This is a genomic window from Roseobacter phycocola (assembly GCF_042055075.2).
GTDB lineage: Bacteria > Pseudomonadota > Alphaproteobacteria > Rhodobacterales > Rhodobacteraceae > Roseobacter.
The window spans coordinates 3541608-3565662 of sequence record NZ_CP194010.1 but is presented as its reverse complement, the minus strand read 5'-3'; the positions used below and the strand labels follow the sequence as shown (position 1 = coordinate 3565662).

Sequence of the window (24055 nt, the reverse complement as noted above, 5' to 3'; positions counted from 1 at the left end):
CGCCTGTTACTCGGCGGGTACGGCTGTTTCCTCAGTGCCCAGCGGTGCGGGCAGATGCACCAGCATCTCTTTGGGGCAAACCTGCAGGAAGTGGTGCTTCTCGCTGTCCCAGTGCTGCAGGATATCCGCCACGCGCCTGCTGCCGGTTTCCTCCAGATGCATCTCCAGCAGCTCTTCCAGCTCGCTCAGCCAGTGATCCACCGTGACCGGACAGGTGACCAGGGTCTCCATGTTCATCATCGCCGGGGCCTTGCCCTCAGGGTCATAAAGATAGGCCATACCGCCGGTCATGCCTGCGCCAAAGTTGGCACCGATATCGCCCAGAATCACTGCAACACCACCGGTCATATACTCACACCCGTTGGACCCGCAGCCCTCGATCACGACCTTCGCGCCGGAGTTACGCACGGCGAACCGCTCGCCTGCACGACCCGCAGCGAAGAGATAGCCTTCGGTCGCACCATACAGCACCGTATTGCCGATGATGGTGTTTTCGGCCGCAACAATGGGCGACGCCATCGGCGGGCGCACAACGATCATCCCGCCCGACAGGCCCTTGCCCACGTAGTCGTTCGCATCACCGGACACCTCCAGTTTCAGGCCTGGTGCGGCGAAAGCCCCCAGCGACTGACCCGCAGAGCCCGACAGTTTGACCGTCAGGTGATCCGGCTGCAGCGTGTTGCGCATGCCAAAACGTTTCACGATGTGGCTTGAGGTGCGCGTACCAACCGTCCGGTGCGTGTTCTGCACCGCATAAGACAGCTGCATCTTTTCACCGTCCTCCAGGAACCGGCTGCCGTCCCGCACAATCTGGCTGTCCAGTGTATCGGGCACCGCATTGCGGTCCTTGTCGCGGTTATAAACGATGTCTGCTGCCCCATCGACGGTGATCAGCAGCGGGTTGAGGTCCAGATCATCCAGATGTGCCGACCCGCGACTCACCTGGTTGAGCAGGTCCGCCCGGCCGATCACATCATCAAGGCTGCGCGCCCCGATCTGCGCCAGGATTTCCCGCACTTCGGTGGCGTAGAAGGTAATCAGATTGACGACCTTGTCCGCATTACCGGTGAACTTTTCGCGCAGGGATTCGTCCTGGGTGCAGACGCCCACCGGGCAGGTGTTCGACTGGCACTGGCGCACCATGATACACCCCATCGCGATCAGCGCCGCGGTGCCGATGCCGTATTCCTCGGCCCCCAGCATTGCCGCCATGACAATGTCGCGTCCGGTGCGCAGACCACCATCGGTCCTCAGGGTCACCCGTTCGCGCAGATTGTTCATCGACAACACCTGGTGCGCTTCGGTCAGCCCCATTTCCCAGGGCAGGCCCGCGTATTTGATCGATGTGGCCGGCGAGGCACCCGTACCGCCATTGTGGCCCGAGATCAGGATGATATCCGCCTTGGCCTTGGCCACGCCCGCCGCAATGGTGCCAACGCCCGAGGACGCTACCAGTTTCACCGTCACCTTACAGCGCGGATTGATCTGCTTGAGGTCATAGATCAGCTGCGCCAGGTCCTCGATGGAATAGATATCGTGGTGCGGCGGCGGGCTGATCAGTGTCACACCTTTGGTCGAATGGCGCAGACGCGCAATCAGGTCGGTGACCTTCATGCCGGGCAGCTGGCCGCCCTCACCGGGCTTGGCACCCTGCGCCACTTTGATCTCCAGCTCTTCGCACTGGTTGAGGTATTCGGCGGTCACGCCAAACCGGCCGGACGCGACCTGTTTGATCTTGGCCGACGGGTTGTCGCCGTTGGCCTCCGGCACGAAATGCGCCGGGTCTTCGCCGCCCTCGCCGCTGTCTGATTTCGCGCCGATGCGGTTCATCGCAACGTTCAGTGTCTTGTGCGCCTCCGGCGACAGCGCGCCCAGGCTCATGCCCGGCGTGACAAAACGCTTGCGTATGGAGGTGATGCTTTCCACCTCTTCAATCGGCACCGGTTTGCCCAGCGGTTTGATGTCCAGCAGGTCGCGCAGGTGGATCGGCGGATTGCTCTGCATCTTGGTCGAATACTGCTTCCACATCTCATAAGAGGCGCGGTTACAGGCCATCTGCATCATGTGCATCGAGGTGGCTTCCCAGGCGTGGGTTTCGCCCGATTTGCGCGCCTTGTAGAAGCCGCCGATGGGCAGCACGGTCGATGGTCCGCTCCAGCCTTTGGCGTGCACTTCCTCGGCCTTGCGCTGGATACCGCTGACACCAATGCCGGAGATGCGGCTGGTCATGCCGGGGAAGTATTCCGCACACATAGCACGGCTCAGGCCCACGGCCTCAAAGTTGAGCCCCCCACGATAGGAAGAGATGACCGAGATGCCCATCTTGGCCATGATTTTCAGCAGGCCCTGGTCAATCGCGTTGCGATAGCGCGCAACCGCAGTGGTCAGGTTCACATCCAGCAGGCCGCGGTCGATCCGGTCCGCCAGGCTGTCCTCCGCCAGGTAGGCGTTGACCGTTGTGGCACCACAACCGATCAGAACGGCAAAGTAATGCGGGTCGACGCATTCTGCTGAGCGGACGTTCAGTGACGTGAAGGTCCGCAGCCCCTTGCGGGTCAGGTGGCTGTGCACCGCACTGGTGGCCAGGATCATCGGCATCGCCACGCGGTCCTCGCCGGAATGCTGATCTGTCAGCACCAGGTGGCCGGCGCCCGAGCGCACGGCGTCTTCGGCTTCGGCGCGGATGCGTTCCAGACCTTCGCTCAGGTTGCCGGTACCCGGCGCAAAGCTGCAGTCAATCTCCACCAGTTCCGCGTTGAAATGGCCGACCAGCGCGTCAAACTGCGCATTGCCGATGAACGGGCTGTCGAGCGTCAGGATCTCGGTCTGGCTGCTGTCTTCGTCGAGCACGTTCTTGAGGTTCCCGAACCGTGTTTTCAGGCTCATCACCCGGAATTCACGCAAACTGTCGATCGGCGGGTTGGTCACCTGGCTGAAGTTCTGCCGGAAGAAGTGGCTCAGCGGCCGGTACTGACCCGACAGCACGGCAGAGGGTGTGTCATCCCCCATCGAGGCCAGCGCCTCTTTGGCATCCTCGGCCATCGGAGCCAGGATCTGTTCCAGCTCTTCGATGGAATAACCCGCCGCGATCTGTCTCCGGCGCAGCGCGTCGCCTGCGAACATCGGCTTTTCGGTGATACCCCCCAGCTGGCTGTCCAGGTCCTTGATCTTGCCGACCCAGTCCCCGAACGGCTGGCTGGCGGCCAGTTTGTCCTTGATTTCGGTGTCGTGGAACAGACCGCCTTCCTGCATGTCCACCGCCAGCAGCTGGCCCGGACCCAGAGCGCCCTTTTCAACGACCCGCGCCTCATCAAGCGGCACCATCCCGGTTTCCGACCCGGCGATCAGCATGCCGTCGTTGGTCACCACGTAGCGCATCGGGCGCAGGCCATTCCGGTCAAGCCCCGCGCAGACCCAGCGCCCGTCGGTCATGGCCAGTGCCGCCGGACCGTCCCAGGGCTCCATCACCGAGTTGCAGTAGGAATACATATCCCGCCAGGCCTGCGGCAGTTCCACCGCCTGTTTCGACCAGCTTTCGGGCACCAGCATTGTTTTCGCCATCGGCGCATTCCGCCCGGCACGCACCAGCACCTCAAAGACGGCGTCCAGTGCAGCACTGTCCGACGATCCGCTGGCCACGATGGGTTTGATGTCTTCGGCCATGTCGCCAAAGGCACCGGACGCCATGCGGATCTCGTGGCTCTTCATCCAGTTCAGGTTGCCCTTGAGCGTGTTGATCTCGCCGTTGTGCGCCAGCATGCGGAACGGCTGCGCCAGCCACCACTGCGGGAAGGTGTTGGTCGAATAGCGCTGGTGATAGATCGCAAAGGCGCTCTCAAAGCGTTCGTCCATCAGGTCGGGATAGAATTCGGCTACCTGTTCGGCCAGCATCATGCCCTTGTAAATGATCGACCGGCAGGACATCGACGCGATGTAAAGCGTCGGCACCTGAGCGGCCAGGGCCGCCTTTTCGATCCGGCGGCGGATCACATAAAGCTCACGCTCAAAGGTATCCTCGTCGACACCCTTGGCGTTGGAAATAAGGATCTGCTCGATCTCGGGCCGGGTCGCATTGGCTTTTTCACCAAGGCAAGAAATGTCCACCGGCACATGCCGCCAGCCGTAAATATAATACCCCATGCGCAGGACCTCGGTCTCCACGATGGTCCGGCAGGTCTCCTGCGCGCCGAAATCCGTGCGGGGCAGGAACACCTGACCCACGGCAATCATCTCATCCTCGCGCGGGTCGTGGCCGGTACGGCGCACCTGGTCGTAAAAGAACTCAACCGGGATCTGCACGTGAATGCCCGCACCGTCACCGGTCTTGCCATCCGCATCCACAGCACCCCGGTGCCAGATCGCCTTCAGCGCCTGAATACCGTTTTCGACAACACTGCGGCTCCGCGTGCCATCCAGGGACACAACCAGACCCACACCACAGGAGGAATGTTCCTCATCCGTCGCATAGAGACCCTTTTCGGCCATATACGCGCGCTTTGCTTCCTCACGCGCCACCCAGGCGTCATCATATCTGGTCATCAGTTGTCTCCTTCAACGAAAGGGTGTTGAGCCTGCACTTCGGCGCGTGTCCGGCGGCGGTGATCGCCGCTCAGGCACGCGTAATCCGGCGCGAGGTCCGTATAGATTTCTGACAGCAGAACAAAATCCGCCGCCTCTTTGAATGATCCGGGGAAAAGCTCGATCTCCGTCTCTTCCGGGTCAGTGGCCCGCAGCCAGACAGCACTGCCACAGGTCGCGCAAAAGCCCCGCTCTGAAAAGGACGACGACGCATAGCTGGTAACCGGCCCCGTGACCGTCACCGCTTTTGTGTCCGCCACGAAAGAGCCGAACAACATGCCGTTCCAGCGCTGGCACATCACACAGTGACAGGCCCCGATGGCCGCCACGTAGTTGCCGTCGATCTCAATGCGCACGTCCCCGCACAGGCACCGGCCCGACAGGCGGCCCGTGCGCCGGTGCGGCGCGATCAGCGCTTCTCTCGCGGCGGCGTCGGTCATGCGTCACCCTCCGCGCCTTCAAACATGGCGATGGTCTCTTCGGTACTCAGGCGGGTGTGATCGCCGGCCAGGTGATACCCCTGCGGGCACTGATCGGCAAAGAACTCCATCTTCATCTCGCCGCCCGCGGCATTGTCGAACAGACCGGCAGCCGGATGGCGCATTCCGTCATGCACCGTGCCGTACCACAACGTGGAGCCACAGGTGCTGCAGAACCCCCGTTCGGCCCATTCAGAGGAACGATAGTTTGTCGCCGGCCCCTCGACGACCAGCGTGCCGGGCACCGTATCCACGGAAATAAACGCCCCGCTGGTGTGCTGGCGGCACATGTCGCAATGACACGCGCGCAGACGCGGGTTCTCTGTTTCCACGCGCAGGGTCACAGCGCCGCACAGGCACCGGCCTTCTATGGTGCGGCGTGCCTTATCCACAGCCAAACTCCGACATTGTCTGCAGAAAACCCGGATCGCCCGGTCCGTAAACCGCCCGCGGCGTCATATCAAAGGACTGCATCGGCATGTCATTCACACCCCGCGACCCGGTGCCCTCAATCACCAGATCCCGCGACTGCGAAATGTAGATGTCCACCGCAAAGGTCAGGACCTGTGACGCCCCCTTGCGGGCAAAAGCGCGGTCCGCATGATAAATCGCAAACTCTTCACCGCTGACGGTGACGGTTTCGCCGGTGGCGTTCGTTGAACCGGTCAGCGTATAGCCCTGGTTGCGGATGACCTTGCTGTTGATCACAAAATCCCCGGTGCCCTCATGGGTTCCGGTTGCTTTCAGCGCCGCGACACTCATCGCGGCCCCGGTCCCCGGTACGGCGGCAAATTCCATAGCGCCCGCGCCGCGGGTTTCCCACTTGGTGAAAGACCAGTCCGCGTCATAGGAATTGGTGCTCGACAGCTTGCCGCGCCGGTAGGTCAGCGACCGGTGGCCCTCCTCGCCGCAGGCGACGATGGTCGAGGCGACACAGTTGTTTTTGTGCACGGTGACCACCGGGGTGCAGCCTTCGGGCATGGCCACAACGGGTTGCGCCATGGCACCGGCCGCGCAGAAACAGAGCACGCACGCCAGGGCTGTGGCGGGTCTGCTGCTGAGTCTTTTCCCGGAATGGGTCATGGTTCCTGTCCTTAACAATTTATCACCGTACGCTGCGCACCGACGTAATACCGACATTGCACCGACGTGATACCGACGGTGTGCCGACGCTGGATTATTCCGCTGCGATGGCGCCCGTGGCACCCAGCTTTTCGAGGATCGCTTCGGCACAGTCGCGCCCATCGCGGATCGCCCAGACCACAAGGCTCGCGCCCCGCACGATGTCCCCCACGGCATAGACACCGTCGAGGTCCGTGGCGCCTGTGGTGAACTCGGCTTTGATGGTGCCCCAGCGCGTCACCGGCAGCTCCGGCTGATCCCACAGGGTCGGCAGCGCTTCGGGCTCAAAGCCCAGCGCCATGATCACCAGGTCTGCGTCTTCTGTGTAGTCCGCGCCTTCGATCACTTCCGGTGTCTGGCGGCCGGTCGCATCGGGCGCGCCGAGGCGCATTTTCTGCACCATCACACCGGTGACGGGATCACCTGTGAACCCTCTCGGGGCGGACAACCATTCAAAAATCACGCCTTCTTCTTCGGCGTTCTGCACCTCGCGCTGCGATCCCGGCATGTTCGCCCGGTCGCGGCGGTAGAGGCATTTCACCGAAGTGGCCCCCTGCCGGACAGATGTCCGCACGCAGTCCATCGCGGTGTCCCCACCGCCGATCACCACCACGCGTTTGCCTTCTGCATTCAGCGCACCGCTGTCGAATTCGGGAACGGCGTCGCCAAAGCTCTTGCGGTTGGAGGCTGTCAGGAAGTCCAGCGCGCGTACAACGCCCCCGGCACCAACGCCCGGCGCTTCCAGATCGCGTGATTTATAGACGCCTGTGGCGATAATCACCGCGTCATGCTTTGCGCGCAGGTCGGCAAAGCTGATGTCTTCACCGACGTTCGTGTTCAGCTCAAAGGTCACACCGCCCTGTTCCAGCTGGTCGTTGCGGCGCACGACGATGTCTTTTTCCAGTTTGAATCCCGGGATGCCATAGGTCAGCAGCCCGCCCGCGCGGTCATAGCGGTCATAGACGGTGACCTGCACACCAGCCCGGCGCAGGACATCCGCCGCAGCAAGACCACCCGGGCCCGCGCCGATGATGCCGACGCTTTCGCTGCGTTCCTGACGGGGCGCTATCGGCATGACCCAGCCGTTATCCCAGGCGGTGTCCGTGATGTATTTCTCGACCGCGCCGATCGTGACAGTGCCGTGTCCGGACTGTTCGATCACGCAGTTTCCTTCGCACAGGCGGTCCTGCGGGCAGATCCGGCCACAGATTTCGGGGAAGGTATTCGTCGCTTGGCTGACTTCATAGGCTTCCTGCAGGCGGCCTTCTGCTGTCAGGCGCAGCCAGTCGGGGATATTATTGTGCAGCGGGCAGTGGCTCTGGCAATACGGCACCCCGCACTGCGAACAGCGGCTGGACTGCTCCTGTGCCTTTGCTTCGGCGTACTCGGCGTAAATTTCGCGGAAGTCTTCTTTGCGTACAGTCGCGTCACGCTTTTCAGGCATGTCCCGTTCGACAGTCACAAATTTCAGCATCGGCTGTTCAGCCATATTCAGAATCCCCCAAAATCACTGGTCCACACCGCTTAAGGGAACCCGTCAGATAAATAAAGTCAGTATTATTGACCTATATGCAAGAAATTTTTCGCCCGACGCCTGACTTGGTGCAGAGGTAGTGTCACTTTATGTCCGGTTCGGACCCAAATTCAAGCTTTTCATTTGATTCCACGCCCTTATACCAATCGCACGGGACAATCTTGCAGGACGCCAAGAGTGACACTTTTTCAGCTTCTCGTCGTTGCCGTAATCCAGGGTCTGACCGAATTCCTGCCCGTCAGCTCTTCGGGTCATCTGGCCCTGCTGCCCGCTCTGACCGGCACGCCGGACCAGGGGCTGGCGATCGATGTCGCTGTTCACGTCGGGACACTGTTTGCCGTCATTCTGTATTTCCGGTCTGATGTCGCCATGGCGCTTGCCGGCACCATGCGGCTGTTCCGGGGCCGTGTTGATACCCAGGGCGCCTTTCTCGCGCTTTGCCTCGCCGTCGCCACGGTACCGGTGATCATCGCAGGCTTTGTCATAAAAGCGACCGGCATGGATGAAGCGGTCCGCTCCGTCGCAGTGATCGGCTGGACCATGCTGATCTTTGGCATCATCCTCTACTGGGCGGACAAAAACGGCCCTTCCAACAAAAGCGCGCGGGAATGGACACTGCGGGATGCTGTCGGCATGGGTCTTGCCCAGGCCCTCGCGCTGATCCCCGGCACGTCGAGGTCCGGCATTACAATCACAGCGGCCCGCCACCTCGGCTACGACCGTGAAAGTGCAGCGCGGTTGTCGATGCTGATGTCGATTCCGACAATCGCAGCTTCAGGTGTTCTGCTGAGTCTCGATGTCGCAGGACAGGCAAACTGGGCGCTGGTGCGGGACGCCGGGATTGCCGCCGCATTTGCTTTTGCCGCAGCCCTGCTCGCCCTGGTCATAATGATGCGGCTTCTCCGAACAGTCAGCTTTACCCCATACGTGATCTACCGCGTGGTGCTGGGGGTTATTCTGCTGATCTACGCCTACTCTTAAATTCGCAGGTTTTTCGCCGATTCCTTGATCGCGTCGTACTGACCGGACGGGCGGAACCGCCACAGGTATTCCGGCAGAACGGAGCCAAGCGCTACCGGACTGATCCCGAGATCTGCGAACCCCCGGGCATCGTCAGAAACAATATTGTCCTGCGTAAGATTTCTGACCTGGTCCCGGGTGATCATCGAGTTGGTGAAAAGACCGAGGGACAGCGTCTGGAGCAGATCAAATCCGAAAGCCATGATGCGCGCCGCAAAAAACGGCACATTCACAATCATCCGCCGGCGGTGAATGACATCGAGCATTGTCTGCATGAGCTCTCGGAAGCTCGCAATGTCCGGGCCGCCCAGTTCGTAGACACCTGGGGTCACGGCATCCGTCAGCGCCATCTCCGCCACACGGGCGACGTCGTCCACATAAACCGGCTGGAACCGTGTCGCGGCCCCGACGACCGGCAGCGCAGGGCCCATCCGCGTCATGGACGCAAAACGGTTGAAGAACTGATCCTCCGGTCCGAAAATAATCGAAGGCCGCAGAATGACGGCGTCAGGCATATGTTTCAGCACACCCGCCTCGCCCAGCGCTTTGGTGCGGGCATATTCGCTTTCGCTTTCCACATCGGCGCCGATCGCCGAGACATGCACCATGCTGGAGATGCCCTGCGCAGCTGCCGCGCGGGCAACCCGTTCTGCACCATCGGCCTGTACAGCGTCGAAACCATTTTTGCCGGATTCCGCCAGAATACCGACGCAATTCACGACCGCATCTGCACCCTGCATGACTTCGGCCACTGAGGCGTCATCGCGAATGTTGCACAGAACCGGTTCGACCTGGCCCACAACGCCGTAAGGCTTCACAAAGATCGCCTCGTTGGGGCGTCGTACGGCGACACGCACGCGCCAACCCGCCTTTGCCATCCGGCGCGCAATGTACCGTCCTACGAATCCGGATCCGCCATAGATTGTGACCAGTTTTGACATCGCTTGCCTCTTTGTGCCGTGATCTCTCTGGATGTACAATTGCGCTGCCTCTGAGACAAGGCGCAAATCAGCGCGGGCAGGCCCCGAGGGCCTGGTACAGAAGAGTCCGCGAAACCGTCAAAATCCGTTTGACACCCTTTTGGTGATTGCGTAAACGGCGGTCCACGACACCTGCCCAGGTGGCGGAATGGTAGACGCGCTAGCTTCAGGTGCTAGTGTCCGTATGGACGTGGAGGTTCGAGTCCTCTCCTGGGCACCACTCTTCCCGAAAGATGCAGCCAAGTGAACGCGACGCCGGCACGTCCGGTCTGTGCGTGTTCGTTTGATGCCTGCAGATCCACGTCGCGTTTCGAAAGCCTTGAGCACGAACACTCTGGTCAGGGATCAACCGTCGCGTCGCCCGGACATGATTTGGGCACATTCCCGCCCGAGCTCATAAGCCCGGGCATGGCAGACCAACAGGACAAACCTGTAAACCGCCGCCATGATTCGCGCAGATTTCCCGGCATGAGAGAAGTCGCTGCGCTGACCATCAGCGATTCATCTTAATGCCCTGAAATGCCGTTATTAATCCGGGTTTCCCATCGATCTTCCCCAAATGCGGGTATGCCGTTCATACCCGCCCCGGACACCAATCCCCGGCGTGGTTCCCGGACTGTTTCCACACGGGCGACATCCCGGCGCCAGATTTGAAATGCGCCGGAAATGTGGCATAACTGTGCTCAGCCGGCGTCACATTTGACGGCGAGGTCCGGCGGCAAAACCTGGGTGGGGCACACTACGGGAGTTTGCTGAATGAACCTCAGGAACAGCACGGGTTTGCTGGCGATTGTCACCGGGACAGGCGTGCTCTGTGCCTGCACGATGCAGCAGGACACCACAGTGGCCCGTGGTCTTTTCGCGGGTCCGGACACTTCCGTGCACCATCTGTTTGACTGCACCGATCCGGCTGGTCCGGCGACATGGCATGTGGGGACGACGCTGGTGTGTGACGTAACCGTCATGTCGCTTCTCAGAGAGCCCCGAAATGTCGTCTATACAACCCGTGCGCCGGTTGTTTCAGAAGCAGAAGGTGCGCAGGCGGACGCAGACGGGGATCAGGCATTGCCTGAAAGATCATCCTCAGGCGCCAAAACGATTCCCGCGAAAGTAAACGAGTAACAAGGTCAGGATTTAACAATGAACGCAGAACTTGCCCGCAACCGCCGCCTCGAGGCGCTCAGCAAACGCAAAGCGGACCGCATACTGGTCCAGCCACGCCGCCATGCGTGCGAGATGGACCCACCCGAGGAGGGCACCGTCGCTGCCTGGCTGATCGGCGCCCTGATCCATGGTGTCACCAGCAGGGAAATTGAAGACAAAACCGGCTGGTCGCGGTCGACTTCGATCGTAAACCTTTATCAGGTCGCCAAACGCGCCGGTGTCGGCATTCGCCGCCAGAGCGAAAAGCTCCACATTATCCTTCCCGAAGGAGCAGAGCGTAGTTCTTCCAGCGCGCGGGTGGTCAACCCGGACCGCAAACCTGACAATGTGCGGCTGCTGCGCGAAACAGAACGTGTGATCGCCATCTGACGACGGCAAGGGCATGGCCTCAGGCCGTGTCCGCCGCAACAAGGTCGCGATAGAGTGCCCGGATCCTCTGGGTCACCGGGCGCTCACCATCACCAATCTGCCGGCCGTCTATCGTGGCAACCGGCGTCTGCGCGCCGAAGGTGCCGGTCAGAAACGCCTCATCCGCACCGTAGGCCTCGTAGAGCGAATAGTTTTTCTCAAAGACAGGGATGCCATTGTCACGGCACAGGTCGACCACCTTTTGCCGGGTGACCCCTTTCATGCAGTAGTCCCCGGATGAGGTCCAGACCTCGCCCCTGCGGACGATAAAGAAGTTGCAGGCGTTGGTCGTGTTCACGAACCCATGCGGGTCGAGCATCAGGCCCTCATCCGCGCCGGCTTCCTCGGCCTGCAGACATGCAATCACACAATTCAGCTTCGAGTGACTGTTCAGTTTCGGGTCCTGTGACATCGGGAGCCCCCGCACCTGGGGTACGGTAGCCAGCCGGATCCCCTGCGACTGAAGACTGGCTGCAGGCTTTGAATGCTCCATGATAATGACCAGCGTCGGGCCGGAACGGCTGAGCGAGGGATGCTGGAAGGGTTTAACCTTGGTGCCGCGCGTCAGCATCAGACGGCAATGCACATCCGTGTGCATTCCGTTGGCCTCTGCCGTGCGCGTCAGGGCATCCAGAATGCCTGCCCGGTCCATGCCCACGTCCAGCGCGACCGTTTTGCACGAGGCAAAAAACCGGTCCATGTGCTCTTCAAAAAAGGCCCATTTACCGTTGTAGAGACGCATGCCCTCCCACATACCGTCACCCAGCAGAAAGCCACTGTCATAGACCGATACCTTCGCCTGATCGCGGTGTACGATCTCACCATTCACATAGATCCTGATGTCCCGGTTGCGGATGTCCTCGTCGGAATCATGGGTGGTGTGAGACTCTGTAGACATGGTATTTCCTTTCAGACGATCACGTCCTGCAACTGCTGCGTCCCGACGTTGAAGACACGCTTGTAGCGCTCGATCTGGTCCGCCGGCCCCATGGCTTTGTTGGGGTTGTCCGAGAGTTTGACTGTCGGACGTCCGTTTGCACTGACCGCCTTGCAAACCAGCGAGAACGGGGCAAGACGGTCGTCCGGCACGAGCCCGCGGAAATCGTTGGTCAGCAGCGTACCCCAGCCAAAAGAGACATTGGTGCGCCCGGCAAACTGCCGGTGCAGTTCGCGGATTTTGGCCACATCCAGGCCGTCACTGAAGATGATCCGTTTTTCGCCGGGGTCCTCGCCGCGTGTCTGCCACCAGGCGATGGCCTGCTCTGCCGCAGTGGCGGGGTCGCCGCTGTCGACGCGGATACCCGTCCAGCCTGCCAGCCAGTCCGGCGCGCGCTCCAGAAATCCCGCGGTGCCGAAAGTATCGGGCAGGATGATCCGCAGATTGCCTTCATGTTCTTCGTGCCAGTCCGACAGAACGTCATAAGGGGCCTGTGCAAGTTCTGCGTCGTCCTCCGCCAGGGCCGCATAGACCATCGGCAGTTCGTGCGCGTTTGTCCCGATCGCCTCCAGTTCGCGCCGCATGGCGATTGCACAGTTTGACGTGCCGGTGAATGCATCGCCCAGCCCCTCCTGCATGGCCTGCACACACCAGTCCTGCCAGAGGTAACTGTGCCGGCGGCGCGTGCCGAAATCGGCAATCGACAGGTCCGGAATATCGCGCATCGCTTCGATTTTTTCCCAGACCCGGGTCATCGCGCGGGCGTAAAGCACCTGCAGTTCAAACTTGCCCATACGGTCGAGGACAGCACGCCCCCGCAGTTCCATCAGAACCGCAAGGGCAGGTATTTCCCAAAGCATCACTTCGGGCCAGCTGCCCTCAAAAGTCAGCTCATACTGATCCCCCTTGCGCTCCAGGTGGTACGGCGGCAGGCGCAGCTGCTCAAACCATTCCATGAAATCGGGACGAAACATCTGGCGCTTGCCGTAAAACGTATTGCCGCGCAGCCAGGTGCTTTCACCGCGAGACAAAGACAGGGACCGGATATGGTCCAGCTGTTCGCGCAATTCGCCCTCGTCGATCAGGTCGGCCAGCGGGACATCTTTCGATCTGTTGATCAGGCTGAAGGTCACGCGCGTGTCTGGCTTGTTGCGGAACACTGACTGGCACATCAGCAGTTTGTAGAAATCAGTGTCGATCAGGGACCTGACAATCGGATCGATCTTCCACTTGTGGTTCCAGACGCGTGTCGCGATATCAACCATCAGCCGCACTCCCTTTCTGAAGGCAGTTTGTGCATGGTCCGGACAGGCACGACAAGCCCGGGTACATCAGTTCATACGAAATCACAGGCGCCTGCGCTCTTTCTTTCAGGATTTTCTGTCCGGCTGACCCGATTTTGGCGCGCGTCGCAGGTCCGTTGCCGTTCAGACCAGTTCGACACCTGCATCGCGCATGCCACTGCGCGCAGCTGCGAGAGAACCATCAAGGTCAATCGCGCGGCACAGATTTTCGCGGACGGTCACACGGAACCCCTGTTTTGCGGCATCAACAGCCGAAAAATTCACACAGAAATCAAGCGCCAGCCCCACCATCAACAGATCGGTGATCCCGCGCGTGCGCAGATACCCTTCCAGCCCGGTGGGTGTGGTGTGGTCATTCTCAAAAAGCGCCGAGTAACTGTCGATTGCCGGGTTATAGCCCTTGCGGATGACCATATCAGCGCGGTCAGTGTGCAGGTCAGGATGGAACGCCGCACCTGTGCTGCCCTGTATACAGTGATCCGGCCACAGGACCTGTGGGCCATAAGGCATCTCAGTCACGTCATAAGGCGTGCATCCGGCATGTGACGAGGCAAAAGAGGAGTGCCCGGCCGGATGCCAGTCCTGGGTCAGGATCACGGCGTCTGCTTCGGCCATCAGTGCATTGATACCAGCAACGATCAGATCTCCTTCCGGCACGGCCAGCGCGCCACCGGGACAGAAATCGTTCTGGACGTCGATCACAATCAGGGCGGTGCTCATAAACGGGTCTCCTGCTGGTTGTCTTTTGGGTAGGCCCCCAGCCGGACCGGGTCAATGCCGTCCCACCGGTAGCGTGCGGTTTTCTGCCCGCTTGCCCCGCCCCGGACATCGGCGTATCCACCCGCGCATGTATACAATCGCCGCCCTCTACCACTTTACACGATTCGATGATCCGGCTGCGCTGAAGCCTGCTTTGCTGGACCTGTGTGTCCGGGAAGACGTGCGGGGCACCTTGCTGCTGGCGGGCGAAGGCATCAACGGTACCATTGCCGGGCAACGTGCGGGCATCGACCGGGTCATTGCTCATCTGAAATCGCTGCCGGGATGCGCAGAACTGGAATGGAAAGAGGCGACCAGCGATCATCCGCCATTCGGCCGGATGAAAGTCCGCCTGAAGCGCGAGATCGTGACGATGGGCCAGCCGGACGTGGATCCACGCGCGCGCGTCGGACACTATGTGGAGCCGCAGGACTGGAATGCACTGATCAGCGCACCGGATGTCGCCGTGATCGACACCCGTAATGATTATGAGGTCGCCATCGGCACGTTTGACGGTGCAATAGACCCGAAAACAGAGAGCTTCGGTGAGTTTCCCGCCTGGTGGGAAGCCAACAAAGACAGGTTCCACAACAAGCGGATCGCAATGTTCTGCACCGGTGGCATACGCTGTGAAAAATCCACCAACTTCCTGCTTGGTCAAGGCGTCGAGGAGGTTTTCCACCTGAAGGGTGGCATTCTGAAATATCTGGAAGACGTGCCGGAGGAAGAGAGCAGCTGGCAGGGTGACTGTTTTGTGTTCGACAACCGGGTGAGCGTCGGGCACGGCCTGAAAGAAGGGCCGCATATGCTGTGCCACGGGTGTCGCCGGCCGATCCTGCCCGAAGATACCCAGCACCCCGCCTATGAGGCCGGTGTGAGTTGTCATCACTGCGTGGACGAGACCTCGGACGAGGACAAGAACCGCTTTCGGGAGCGCCAGAAACAGATGGCCCTGGCCCGCGCGCGGAAGACCTGACGTCAGGCGGCGACTGCAGCCGGACGGCGCGGTTTGCTGCGCAGCCAGAGCCACAGCATGATCGTGATGTTCAGCGCATTCCAGGCAATGCCGTTCAGGAAGGCCAGACGGTATGAACCGGTAACGTCATAGATCCAGCCGGACATCCAGCCGCCAAGCGCCATGCCCATGATGGTCGCCATCATGACAAACCCGACGCGGGCGCCGGCTTCGCGGGCGGGCATGTATTCCCTTACGATCAGCGCGTAGCTCGGGACGATCCCGCCCTGACTGAGCCCGAAGATGAGGCTCACAAGGTAGAGCGACACAAGTCCGCCCGACGGCAGATAGAAGAAAAGTGCGAGGCACTGCAGGGCCGATCCGATCAGCAGGGTCGGTACGCCGCCCAACCGGTCCGCCACAAGACCGGAGACGATGCGGGACGCCACGCCCCCCATGAGCATGAGTGCCAGCATTTCGGCACCTACCGCCGGTCCATAGCCGAGGTCCACGCAATAGGACACGATATGCACCTGAGGCATCGACATCGCGACACAGCACCCGATACCGGCAAGGCCAAGCAGATACTGCAATGCCCGTGGGGACAGCCCTGAGCTGCGGGCATTCTGATGTGACAGCGCCTGCGCCTGTGCCTGCACGTCTTCCGGAACACGCGGCCTCAGCAGAAGGGCCAGCGGGATAACCCCGACCAGGGTCACTGTCGCCATGAACAGATAAACGTCGCGCCAGCCGCCTGTCTCCAGCATGCCGGCCAGCACCATAGGCCAGAATGCCCCGGACAGGTAATTCCCGCTCGCCACAAGGGCCACAGCGATCCCCCTGCGGCGGACGAACCAGTGAGAGATGTCTGCGATCAAAGGGCCAAATCCAACGGCCGACCCGAGGCCCACCACGAGTTGGGCCGCCGACAGAATAACAATCGATGTGCTGTACGTGGCCAGCGCAAATCCGCAGGCGATGGCGACAGCTGCCGCGATCAGTGACACGGTGACACCAAACCGGTCAACAGCCTGCCCGATAAGGAAGTTGCCCAAGGCAAACCCGACCATGGTCAGCGTATAGGGCAGCGCGGCCTCGGCCCGTCCGACACCGAATTCCGTCTCGACCGCTGGCATGATCACAATGATTGCCCACATGCCGACATTGGCGATCAGTGCTGCACCGAGGGTGATACAGAGGCGGATCCACGAATATCTGCTGTCTGTGATGGTTGTGGCTGACATGTATGTCTCTCCCGGCACCATCTGCACCCGGATCGGTGTCTTGCGCAAGCGGCGAAAACCGCGTCCGCGTTAAGGTCGCTGAAACTTCTTCTGAGTTACACCTCTCCTTGGGTGAATAAATGAGTGGTGGAGATATGGGCGCGCAGAGCAATCTGGCACCAATCATCATCAAAAGGAAGAAAGTGATCGCGGGTGGCCACCATGGTGGTGCCTGGAAAGTGGCTTACGCCGACTTTGTTACCGCGATGATGGCGTTCTTTATGATGATGTGGTTGCTGAACGCAACAACCGAGCAACAACGGTCTGGTCTGGCGGATTACTTCTCGCCGACCGTTCCGATCAACCGCGTATCCGGCGGTGGCGACGGGTCTTTTGGTGGCGACAGCATGTTCTCTGAGGAAACGCTGCCGCAAAGCGGGCTGGGCGCATCGCAGGAACATGCGACGCAGAAACAGCAGTCCCGCGGCGATACAGGCATGGCGCCTGACGGCGGGCAGGAGCAGTCCGATCAGGACTTTGAGGCTCTGATCGCGGATCTGCTGGGGCGCGGCGGCGAGTCCGAAGTCATGGACAATCTGCTCAAACACATTGTGACGCGTATTACCGACGAAGGTCTCGTGATCGAGCTCTTTTCCCGGGAAAATGCGCCTCTGTTCTCCAGCGGCACGGCAGAGCCCACGCAGCTTCTTGATGATCTTGTGTCTCTGGTGGCGGGAGTCAGTCAGGCGGTGAAGAACCCGATCGCCGTGGGTGGTCACGTCCGGGCATTCCCGCTGGTTGTCGCACAGAACCCTGTCTGGGATACGTCGGCAAGCCGCGCAGATCTGACACGGAATATCCTTGAACGGGAAGGTGTTGCGGCAGAACGCATTCAGCGCGTAACGGGCCACGCCGACCGGGAACTGGTTGTGAACAATCCGATGGCAGCCCGTAACGAGCGCGTCGAGATCGTGTTGCTGCGATGATCTGAGACAGAAATACAACGCATTTTATCTGTTAGCGCGGTGTTAAGTGGCGGTGTCTATCTGATGTGGGACTTGGATCTCACATCAGAAAGGCGTGCTCATGTCCATTTCATCATCGCTCAACGCAGGTGTTGCAGGGTTGCAGACAAATGCTCAGCGATTGGCTTCTATTTCAGACAATATCGCGAACTCCTCAACCTTCGGCTACAAGCGGGTTGAAACCGATTTTGAGTCCATGGTGCTTTCAGGGGGTGGCGGTTCCTACGCTGCCGGTGGTGTCCGGGCGAACACACAGCGTCTGATTGACGAACGCGGAACGCTCGTCTCGACGTCCAATGCAACGGATCTCGCGGTACGCGGTGGTGGTATGCTGCCCGTAGCACAGGCAGCACAGGTACAGACCGCCGGCGCAGATGCGCCGATGTTTCTGACCACGACAGGATCATTCCGGACCGATTCCGAGGGCTATCTTACATCCCAGTCCGGTCTGGTTCTCATGGGCTGGCCGGCCGCCAACGACGGGACTATCCCGCCGTATCCGCGCGATACTGCAGATGGTCTTGAGCCGGTCCGGATTAACACCGGTCAGCTGGCCGGAAACCCGACAACCAATATGTCCCTGGGCATCAACCTGCCTGCTACTTCAACCGAAGCTGATTCTGCCGGCGTAACCGAGCAGATTTCAGTCGAATATTTTGACAACCTCGGCACGTCTCAAAGTGTGAACATCACTTTCGAACCGGACGTGCCTGCCCTCCCGACGGACCCCGCGACGAACCGCTGGACCATGCGTATGTATGACTCCACAGATCCGGGGACAATTATCGGCGAATATGAACTGACATTCACAGACGCACGCGTTGGCGGCGGCAGTCTCGCAACAGTGACGCCATCGCCCACTGTTCCGGCGGGCGGCAGTGCAGCCTATGACGGTACAACCGGTCTGCTCACAATCAACGTTGCCGCCGGGCCGATCGAAATTGATATCGGTGCAATCGGAGATAACGAAGGGCTGTCACAGCTTTCCTATAACTTCGCACCGATTTCGGTAACCAAGGATGGCTCGGCGATCGGTAACTTTGTCGGTGTCGATGTCGACGCCAACGGCTTTGTGCGCGCTTCGTTTGATACAGGCGAAATCCGGACAATTTATCAGGTTCCACTGATCAATGTGCCGAACCCGAACGGTCTGCAGGCGTTCGACAGCCAGACCTATCTGCCTTCGCGTCAAAGTGGGTCTTTCTTCCTGTGGGACGCGGGTGACGGACCGACCGGTGATATCGTTTCCTTCGCCAGAGAGGAATCAACCACTGACGTAGCAGGTGAACTTACCGACATGATCAAGACGCAGCGCGCATATTCCTCAAGCGCCAAAGTGATCCAGACTGTCGATGAGATGCTGCAGGAAACAACGAACATCAAACGCTGACGCCGGCGTTTGATTAACCCGGCTTCCAGGAGAAACCGCTATGTCAATTTCATCGGCACTGTCCAACGCAATGTCAGGCCTGACCGCTTCCGGGCGGTCATCCGAAGTCATTTCCGCCAACATCGCAAACGCGATGACACCCGGCTATGGCGTCCGCGGCCTTTCACTGTCATCATCAGAACTTGGTGGGGTCAGCGTCGATGGAATTGTGCGCAACGTGAACCCTGGTTTGCTGGCAGACCTGCGGCTGTCGAGCGCTTCCTTTGAAAACTCAACAGTCCGTACAGATTTTCTCTCCCGGTACGAAAATGTGCTGGGAACGCCGGACGAAGAAAACTCGCTGTCAGCCCGGATCGCGGAATTCGAAAGCTCGCTGATTACAGCGGCCAGCCGCCCTGATGCACCCGAACGTCTGACCGGAGTTGTCAATGCAGCCCGCGATCTTGCGTCGCTGATATCAGGGGCATCAGAGAGCCTGCAACAGTCCCGCAGTGATGCTGACAGTACAATAAATACCCAAGTCGCACGGCTGAACACGTCGCTTGCGAATGTCAAAGAACTCAACAACCGGATCACCCGGACAATTATCGTGGGCGGTGATACGTCGGCTTTGCAGGACACACGCCAGGCACTGGTCGATGAGATCAGTGCCATGGTGCCTGTCCGGCAGGTGCCCCGCGATAATGGCCAAATTGCTCTATATTCCACCGGCGGCGCGATCCTGCTTGACGGGAGTGCCGCCGAAGTTGAATTCACGCCCGTCAATCAGGTAACTGCATATATGAGCGTTGGTGCCGGCACCTTATCCGGCCTTACGATAAACGGCATCTCGATTGACATCAGCAGCGAGCGGGGAACGCTTGGGGGTGGATCACTTGGAGCACAGTTTGAAATCCGGGATGAGCTCGCGGTTGAGGCTCAGGAAAAACTGGATGCTGTCGCAAGAGATCTGATCGAGAGATTTCAGGACCCGGCTGTAGACCCAACACTGATAGCCGGAGATCCCGGTTTGTTTACGGATGAGGGGGTCGCGTTTGATCCGCTGAACGAGCTCGGGATTTCCAGCAGACTGGAGATAAATGCTGCCGTAGATGAGCGTCAGGGCGGTGAGGCATGGCGCATTCGCGACGGTATGAATGCAGCCGTGCCCGGAGAAGTTGGAGATTCACGCCTGCTTCAATCGATGAGCGACGTGCTCACAGAAGCGCGAAGCCCTGCATCGGGTAACTTCGGGGCGGGTGCATTTTCGGTCATTAACCTCGTTTCTGCGCTGACCTCGCAACTGGGCTCGGACCGTTTTCAGTCGGAACAGAAGCTGAGCTTTGCCACGACGCAATTTGACGAACTCACGATGCTCACCCTGACCGAAGGCGTGGACACCGACAAAGAGCTCCAGCGCCTGCTGGTTGTTGAGCAAAGCTACGCTGCAAATGTTCGGATGATCGAAGCAGCTGATGAAATGATGCAAACAATTCTGAGGATTTAAGCAATGAGCTCCGTCTCAATCGGCGATCTGTCGAATTCCTTTATGATGCAGCGCCGCAGTGTATCGCTGCGCAATGACCTGTTCCGGCTGACAGATGAATTGTCCAGCGGGCGGGTAGCGGACGTGAAACAGGTGTTGGCCGGTAACCACAGTTACCTCACCGGTCTCGAACGTTCCATTGAAGTACTTGAAGGGTACTCAGTGGCCACGACCGAGGCAGCATATACAACGGCTGCTATGCAGGTTGCCCTCGAAAAGTCACAGGAACTCGGTGGTGATCTCGGGATCGACCTCCTGCTTGTGGGAGGGGGGCCAATCGGGGTCGTATCAGGCAATCCGTCCGAAAATGCTGCCGTTCAGCTGGATGGGATGATCAAGTCAATCAATACTCAGGTTGCCGGCCGTACTCTTTTTGGCGGCATTGCCACTGATCGTTTGCCTCTGCCTGATGCGCAGGAGCTGATCGATGCCGTTCGGCCGATCGTTGCGGGCCTCGCAACACCGGCTGACATGCTGGCAGCGGCAGAAACATGGTTCGCGGATCCGGCAGGATTTGACACACTAATCTATGCGGGATCCAATACCGCCGTCGCCCCCTTCATTTTGTCAGAGACAGAAAGACTGACTCTCGATGTGAAAGCAAATGACGATGCCATCAAGAATCTTCTGATGCACACGACGCTCGCGGCTCTCGGCAATGATCCGGCTCTGGCGCTGGATGTTCCGGCACAATCGGATCTCTTTCTCATGACCGGCGAGGGGCTCCAGGCAAACCAGGATGAAATAACCGCCTTGCGGTCCCGGATTGGCTTCACCGAAGAACGCATCGAGATGATCTCAGCACGAAACGAAGCAGAGGAAACAAGTCTGGAATTCGCGCGCAATAACCTGCTTGCAGTCGACCCGTTCGAAACAGCGACCGAACTTGAGAATGTCCAGTTCTATCTGCAGAGCCTCTACTCAGTCACCGCGCGCAACGCTCAACTTTCACTGGTGAATTTCCTATGAGAATTTTTCTATCCGCATTCTTTTGTATCCTTTTCATGGTGAGTTCCGTCACCGCTAATCCGGTCAGGATCAAGGATCTTGTAGAATTTGACGGAGTGCGGGGGAATGACCTGGTTGGATACGGATTGGTTGTCGGGCTGAACGGGACCGGAGATGGTCTCAGAAACTCTCCTTTCACCGAAGAAATCATGGCCAATATTTTGGAGAGACTGGGAGTCAACGTCACAGGCGAACAGTTCCGGCCGAAAAATGTTGCCGCAGTTTTCGTAACAGCTTCATTACCGCCCTTCGCTCGCGGAGGCTCTCAGGTCGACGTTACTGTGTCGGCTATCGGTGACGCGAGCAGTCTTCTTGGCGGCACTCTTGTTATGACCCCGCTGAACGCCGCAGATGGTCAAATCTATGCGGTAGCGCAGGGCACAATCATCGCTGGAGGTGCGGTTGCAGAGGGTGAAGGCGCGACCGTAACGCAAGGAGTTCCGACAGCAGGCGTCATTCCGTCCGGCGCACGTGTTGAAAGAGAAATCGAGTTTGAATTGTCCAGTCTTTCAAACGTCAGGCTGGCGTTGAGGGATGCAGATTTCACGACTGCGGCAAGAATTGAAACTGCTATAAACAATGATTTCGGGCGCCCGGTCGCCTTCATGCTTGACTCCGGCACCGTGCAACTCGACGTCACGCAAACTCAGATGGTGTCGGTAGCACATGCACTTGGCCGTATTGAGAACATTTCAGTACTGCCTGAAAGGAAAGCGCGCGTCGTTGTCGATCAGCGGTCAGGAACAATCGTAATGGGTGAAGACGTTCGCATAAGCCGCGTGGCAGTGTCTCAGGGCAACCTGACCCTGAGGATACAGGAAGCTCCGATAGCTGTTCAGCCAAATCCATTTGCAGAAGGAGAAACGGTTGTAGTCCCCCGGACCAGAGCTGACATCGAAGAAGAACCCGGAATCGGGCTTGCCGAGGTTCCGACGGGTACGTCACTTTCTGAGGTTATCACCGGGTTGAACGCCCTGGGTGTGTCGCCCAGAGATATGATAGATATACTGAAAAGCATAAAAGCGGCTGGTGCTTTGCATGCTGAGTTCATTGTCAGGTAGCACCTTGGGATCGCCCAACACTGAGTTGGTCCGCACCTATAGTTAGGGACCGGAAGATAAGTAATGGCAATCAAGCGACAAAAGCCGGAGGAGATTGTCACGAAGTTACGGCAGGTTGAGGTGCAATATGGCCAAGGAGTGCCGCGGATTGATGCGATCAGGCGGGTACAAATTAGCGAACAGACATTAAATCGCTGCGTAAGCACAATGCCGGACTCGGAACCGACCAACTGAAAGAATTGCAACGGCTTCAGACAGAGAATGATCTGTTTCGTCGCGCAGAATCGGATCTGACGCTGGATAAGCTGGTCCTGTCGGGGGCCGGTAGGGGCAAACTACCGAGCTCGGTACACCTTCGCCCTTGTTTTAACCATGTGCCGATCAGGTTCCAAATCTGTGAGCGTCGTGATTAATGCGTCTTGAGGCAGCTTCGGTCCACGCAAAGGCGGATACCAGTCGGACGTAATGGCGAAGACCGTCAGATTGTCGACTTGATCGAACTAACGCAGCAGTGCTCTAAGTTTTTCGGCGGTTGTAAATCGTCTTGTGAAGGCCGCATTCCTTCGGCGCATCAAGCCAACGTAGGCTTGTGCAGCAAATCAAGGAATTTCTGTTCAGCAGGCAACTGTCTTTCATGTGACGCTTTAGGAATCCAAGGTATGAGACGCGCCATCTGCGCGTACGTCAACCAAAAGAGATCAGAAATTTCCATCGCTCGTCGTTGTGTCGAGAAACATGCACTCGAGCGAATGCAAATGGGTTCTAACCAAGTGAATTTGCCAGCAGCAAAATCGGAATTCAGAAAATACTCATTTACGAAGATTCAAAATACCAAAAAAGAATCTTTGAAGTCAAAAATAGCTGCGAACGAGGCTTCCCGCGATCAGGCTCCAACCATCTGCCAAAACGAAAAATGCTAACTTAAAAGGTAAAGATACAATTACCGGTGGTACCATCATCATACCCATGGACATCAACACTGCGGCAACAACCAAATCGATAATCAGAAACGGCAGGAAAATCAGAAATCCAATCTGGAATGCCCGAGAAATCTCGGACAATAAAAAACTGGGTATCAACACCGACAGCGAGGCTTCAGCAGTTGGCGTTTCCGCCAGGGTATCCGGCCTGAGTTCGGCCATCGCATAAAAAGTATCCGGGTCGAGCCGTGCTGCCATAAAGACCCGAAATGGTTCGAGTGTTCGAGTAAACGCGGTTTCCACATCAATCTCATTTTTTGAGAGTGGAGACAGCCCACTGGACCAGGCCTCGACAAAAACCGGCTCCATGATGAAGTAAGTCAGAAACAGAGCTAAACTCACGATCAACATGTTTGGCGGCGATTGTTGCAGACCAATTGCTTGTCGCAGTATCGAAAGGACGGTAATCAGGAAGGGAAAGCAGGTAACCATTATTGCCAGCCCCGGAGCGAGGCTGAGGACCGTGATCAAAGCGAAAAGCTGGATGGTGCGCGCGCTGACTGATCCGTCGTCACCAAGTGACAAAGATATGTCCTGAGCTGCCAACGGGCCTGATGTCAGCAACAGAAATCCAAACAGAAAGACTGGTATTAGTGCTTTCAT

20 protein-coding genes, 1 tRNA gene and 1 pseudogene are annotated in these 24055 nt (G+C 58.8%); 11 read left to right on the top strand and 11 right to left on the bottom strand.

The genetic code is table 11. The annotated features are described in order from the left end of the window. Positions 1-6: 6 nt before the first annotated feature. The 5 genes from gltB to AB4K19_RS17655 form a co-directional block, all read right to left on the bottom strand. Positions 7-4539 carry a glutamate synthase large subunit gene (gene gltB / locus AB4K19_RS17675; protein WP_436398453.1) on the bottom strand — a complete coding sequence of 1511 codons (4533 nt, stop codon included), beginning with the start codon at positions 4537-4539 and terminating at the stop codon, positions 7-9. Then, positions 4539-5018, bottom strand: coding sequence for a GFA family protein (locus AB4K19_RS17670; RefSeq protein ID WP_375229574.1), 480 nt, complete (start codon positions 5016-5018; stop codon positions 4539-4541). The genes gltB and AB4K19_RS17670 overlap by 1 nt, the downstream gene beginning before the upstream one ends. After that, entirely contained in the window at positions 5015-5449 is a 435-nt protein-coding gene (locus AB4K19_RS17665; protein ID WP_375229573.1) for a GFA family protein, read from the bottom strand. Before AB4K19_RS17665 ends, AB4K19_RS17670 begins: the two co-directional genes overlap by 4 nt. Next, positions 5442-6059 carry a hypothetical protein gene (locus AB4K19_RS17660; RefSeq protein ID WP_375229572.1) on the bottom strand — a complete coding sequence of 206 codons (618 nt, stop codon included), beginning with the start codon at positions 6057-6059 and terminating at the stop codon, positions 5442-5444. The genes AB4K19_RS17665 and AB4K19_RS17660 overlap by 8 nt, the downstream gene beginning before the upstream one ends. A gap of 175 nt (positions 6060-6234) precedes the next feature. Further along, positions 6235-7668 carry an NAD(P)-dependent oxidoreductase gene (locus tag AB4K19_RS17655; protein ID WP_375229571.1) on the bottom strand — a complete coding sequence of 478 codons (1434 nt, stop codon included), beginning with the start codon at positions 7666-7668 and terminating at the stop codon, positions 6235-6237. Between the two features lie 222 nt (positions 7669-7890). Here AB4K19_RS17655 and AB4K19_RS17650 point away from each other — a divergent pair, with 222 nt between their 5' ends. Next, positions 7891-8694, top strand: coding sequence for an undecaprenyl-diphosphate phosphatase (locus AB4K19_RS17650; protein ID WP_375229570.1), 804 nt, complete (start codon positions 7891-7893; stop codon positions 8692-8694). Here the strand turns inward: AB4K19_RS17650 and AB4K19_RS17645 are convergent. Further along, positions 8691-9674: a complex I NDUFA9 subunit family protein gene (locus AB4K19_RS17645; protein ID WP_436398451.1), complete on the bottom strand. Its 984-nt coding sequence runs from the start codon at positions 9672-9674 to the stop codon at positions 8691-8693. The genes AB4K19_RS17650 and AB4K19_RS17645 overlap by 4 nt on opposite strands. Positions 9675-9847: 173 nt before the next feature. Here AB4K19_RS17645 and AB4K19_RS17640 point away from each other — a divergent pair. The 3 genes from AB4K19_RS17640 (at position 9848) to AB4K19_RS17630 (ending at position 11246) form a co-directional block, all read left to right on the top strand. Next, positions 9848-9933: transfer RNA gene (locus AB4K19_RS17640), tRNA-Leu, on the top strand. Between the two features lie 536 nt (positions 9934-10469). Beyond that, complete coding sequence (locus AB4K19_RS17635; RefSeq protein ID WP_375229568.1) at positions 10470-10835, top strand: hypothetical protein; 366 nt, start codon at positions 10470-10472, stop codon at positions 10833-10835. An 18-nt stretch (positions 10836-10853) separates the two neighbouring features. Then, positions 10854-11246, top strand: coding sequence for a hypothetical protein (locus AB4K19_RS17630; protein ID WP_436398450.1), 393 nt, complete (start codon positions 10854-10856; stop codon positions 11244-11246). Positions 11247-11265: 19 nt separating this feature from the next. Here AB4K19_RS17630 and AB4K19_RS17625 read toward each other — a convergent pair whose 3' ends face one another. From AB4K19_RS17625 to pncA, 3 genes are all read right to left on the bottom strand, one after another. Next, complete coding sequence (locus AB4K19_RS17625; protein ID WP_375229566.1) at positions 11266-12183, bottom strand: aminotransferase class IV; 918 nt, start codon at positions 12181-12183, stop codon at positions 11266-11268. A gap of 11 nt (positions 12184-12194) precedes the next feature. Further along, positions 12195-13487 carry a nicotinate phosphoribosyltransferase gene (pncB, locus tag AB4K19_RS17620; protein WP_375229565.1) on the bottom strand — a complete coding sequence of 431 codons (1293 nt, stop codon included), beginning with the start codon at positions 13485-13487 and terminating at the stop codon, positions 12195-12197. A gap of 162 nt (positions 13488-13649) precedes the next feature. Then, a complete protein-coding gene (gene pncA / locus AB4K19_RS17615; protein WP_375229564.1) occupies positions 13650-14246 on the bottom strand; it encodes a bifunctional nicotinamidase/pyrazinamidase in 597 nt (198 codons plus the stop codon). Between the two features lie 127 nt (positions 14247-14373). Between pncA and trhO the strand changes: the two genes are divergently transcribed. After that, on the top strand, positions 14374-15261 hold the full coding sequence (gene trhO, locus AB4K19_RS17610; RefSeq protein WP_436398448.1) for an oxygen-dependent tRNA uridine(34) hydroxylase TrhO: 888 nt from the start codon (positions 14374-14376) through the stop codon (positions 15259-15261). Positions 15262-15263: 2 nt separating this feature from the next. Here the strand turns inward: trhO and AB4K19_RS17605 are convergent, their stop codons facing one another. Further along, positions 15264-16484 (bottom strand): MFS transporter, encoded by a 1221-nt coding sequence (locus AB4K19_RS17605; RefSeq protein WP_375229563.1) that lies wholly within the window; start codon positions 16482-16484, stop codon positions 15264-15266. A 134-nt stretch (positions 16485-16618) separates the two neighbouring features. On the opposite strand from AB4K19_RS17605, the gene AB4K19_RS17600 reads away from it, so the two are divergent. From AB4K19_RS17600 to AB4K19_RS17575, 6 genes and pseudogenes are all read left to right on the top strand, one after another. Then, on the top strand, positions 16619-17449 hold the full coding sequence (locus AB4K19_RS17600) for a flagellar motor protein MotB (protein ID WP_375230924.1): 831 nt from the start codon (positions 16619-16621) through the stop codon (positions 17447-17449). 100 nt (positions 17450-17549) lie between these two features. Continuing rightward, complete coding sequence (locus AB4K19_RS17595) at positions 17550-18878, top strand: flagellar hook protein FlgE (protein WP_375229562.1); 1329 nt, start codon at positions 17550-17552, stop codon at positions 18876-18878. A gap of 40 nt (positions 18879-18918) precedes the next feature. After that, entirely contained in the window at positions 18919-20364 is a 1446-nt protein-coding gene (gene flgK / locus AB4K19_RS17590; RefSeq protein WP_375229561.1) for a flagellar hook-associated protein FlgK, read from the top strand. Positions 20365-20367: 3 nt separating this feature from the next. Then, on the top strand, positions 20368-21372 hold the full coding sequence (locus AB4K19_RS17585) for a flagellin (RefSeq protein WP_375229560.1): 1005 nt from the start codon (positions 20368-20370) through the stop codon (positions 21370-21372). Next, the gene (locus AB4K19_RS17580; RefSeq protein WP_375229559.1) at positions 21369-22472 is read left to right on the top strand and encodes a flagellar basal body P-ring protein FlgI; all 1104 of its coding nucleotides are present in this window, start codon (positions 21369-21371) and stop codon (positions 22470-22472) included. The genes AB4K19_RS17585 and AB4K19_RS17580 overlap by 4 nt, the downstream gene beginning before the upstream one ends. A gap of 63 nt (positions 22473-22535) precedes the next feature. Continuing rightward, positions 22536-22996, top strand: a pseudogene (locus tag AB4K19_RS17575) (IS3 family transposase); the annotation flags it as partial. 327 nt (positions 22997-23323) lie between these two features. On the opposite strand, the gene fliP reads toward AB4K19_RS17575, so the two are convergent. Beyond that, complete coding sequence (fliP, locus tag AB4K19_RS17570) at positions 23324-24055, bottom strand: flagellar type III secretion system pore protein FliP (RefSeq protein WP_375229558.1); 732 nt, start codon at positions 24053-24055, stop codon at positions 23324-23326.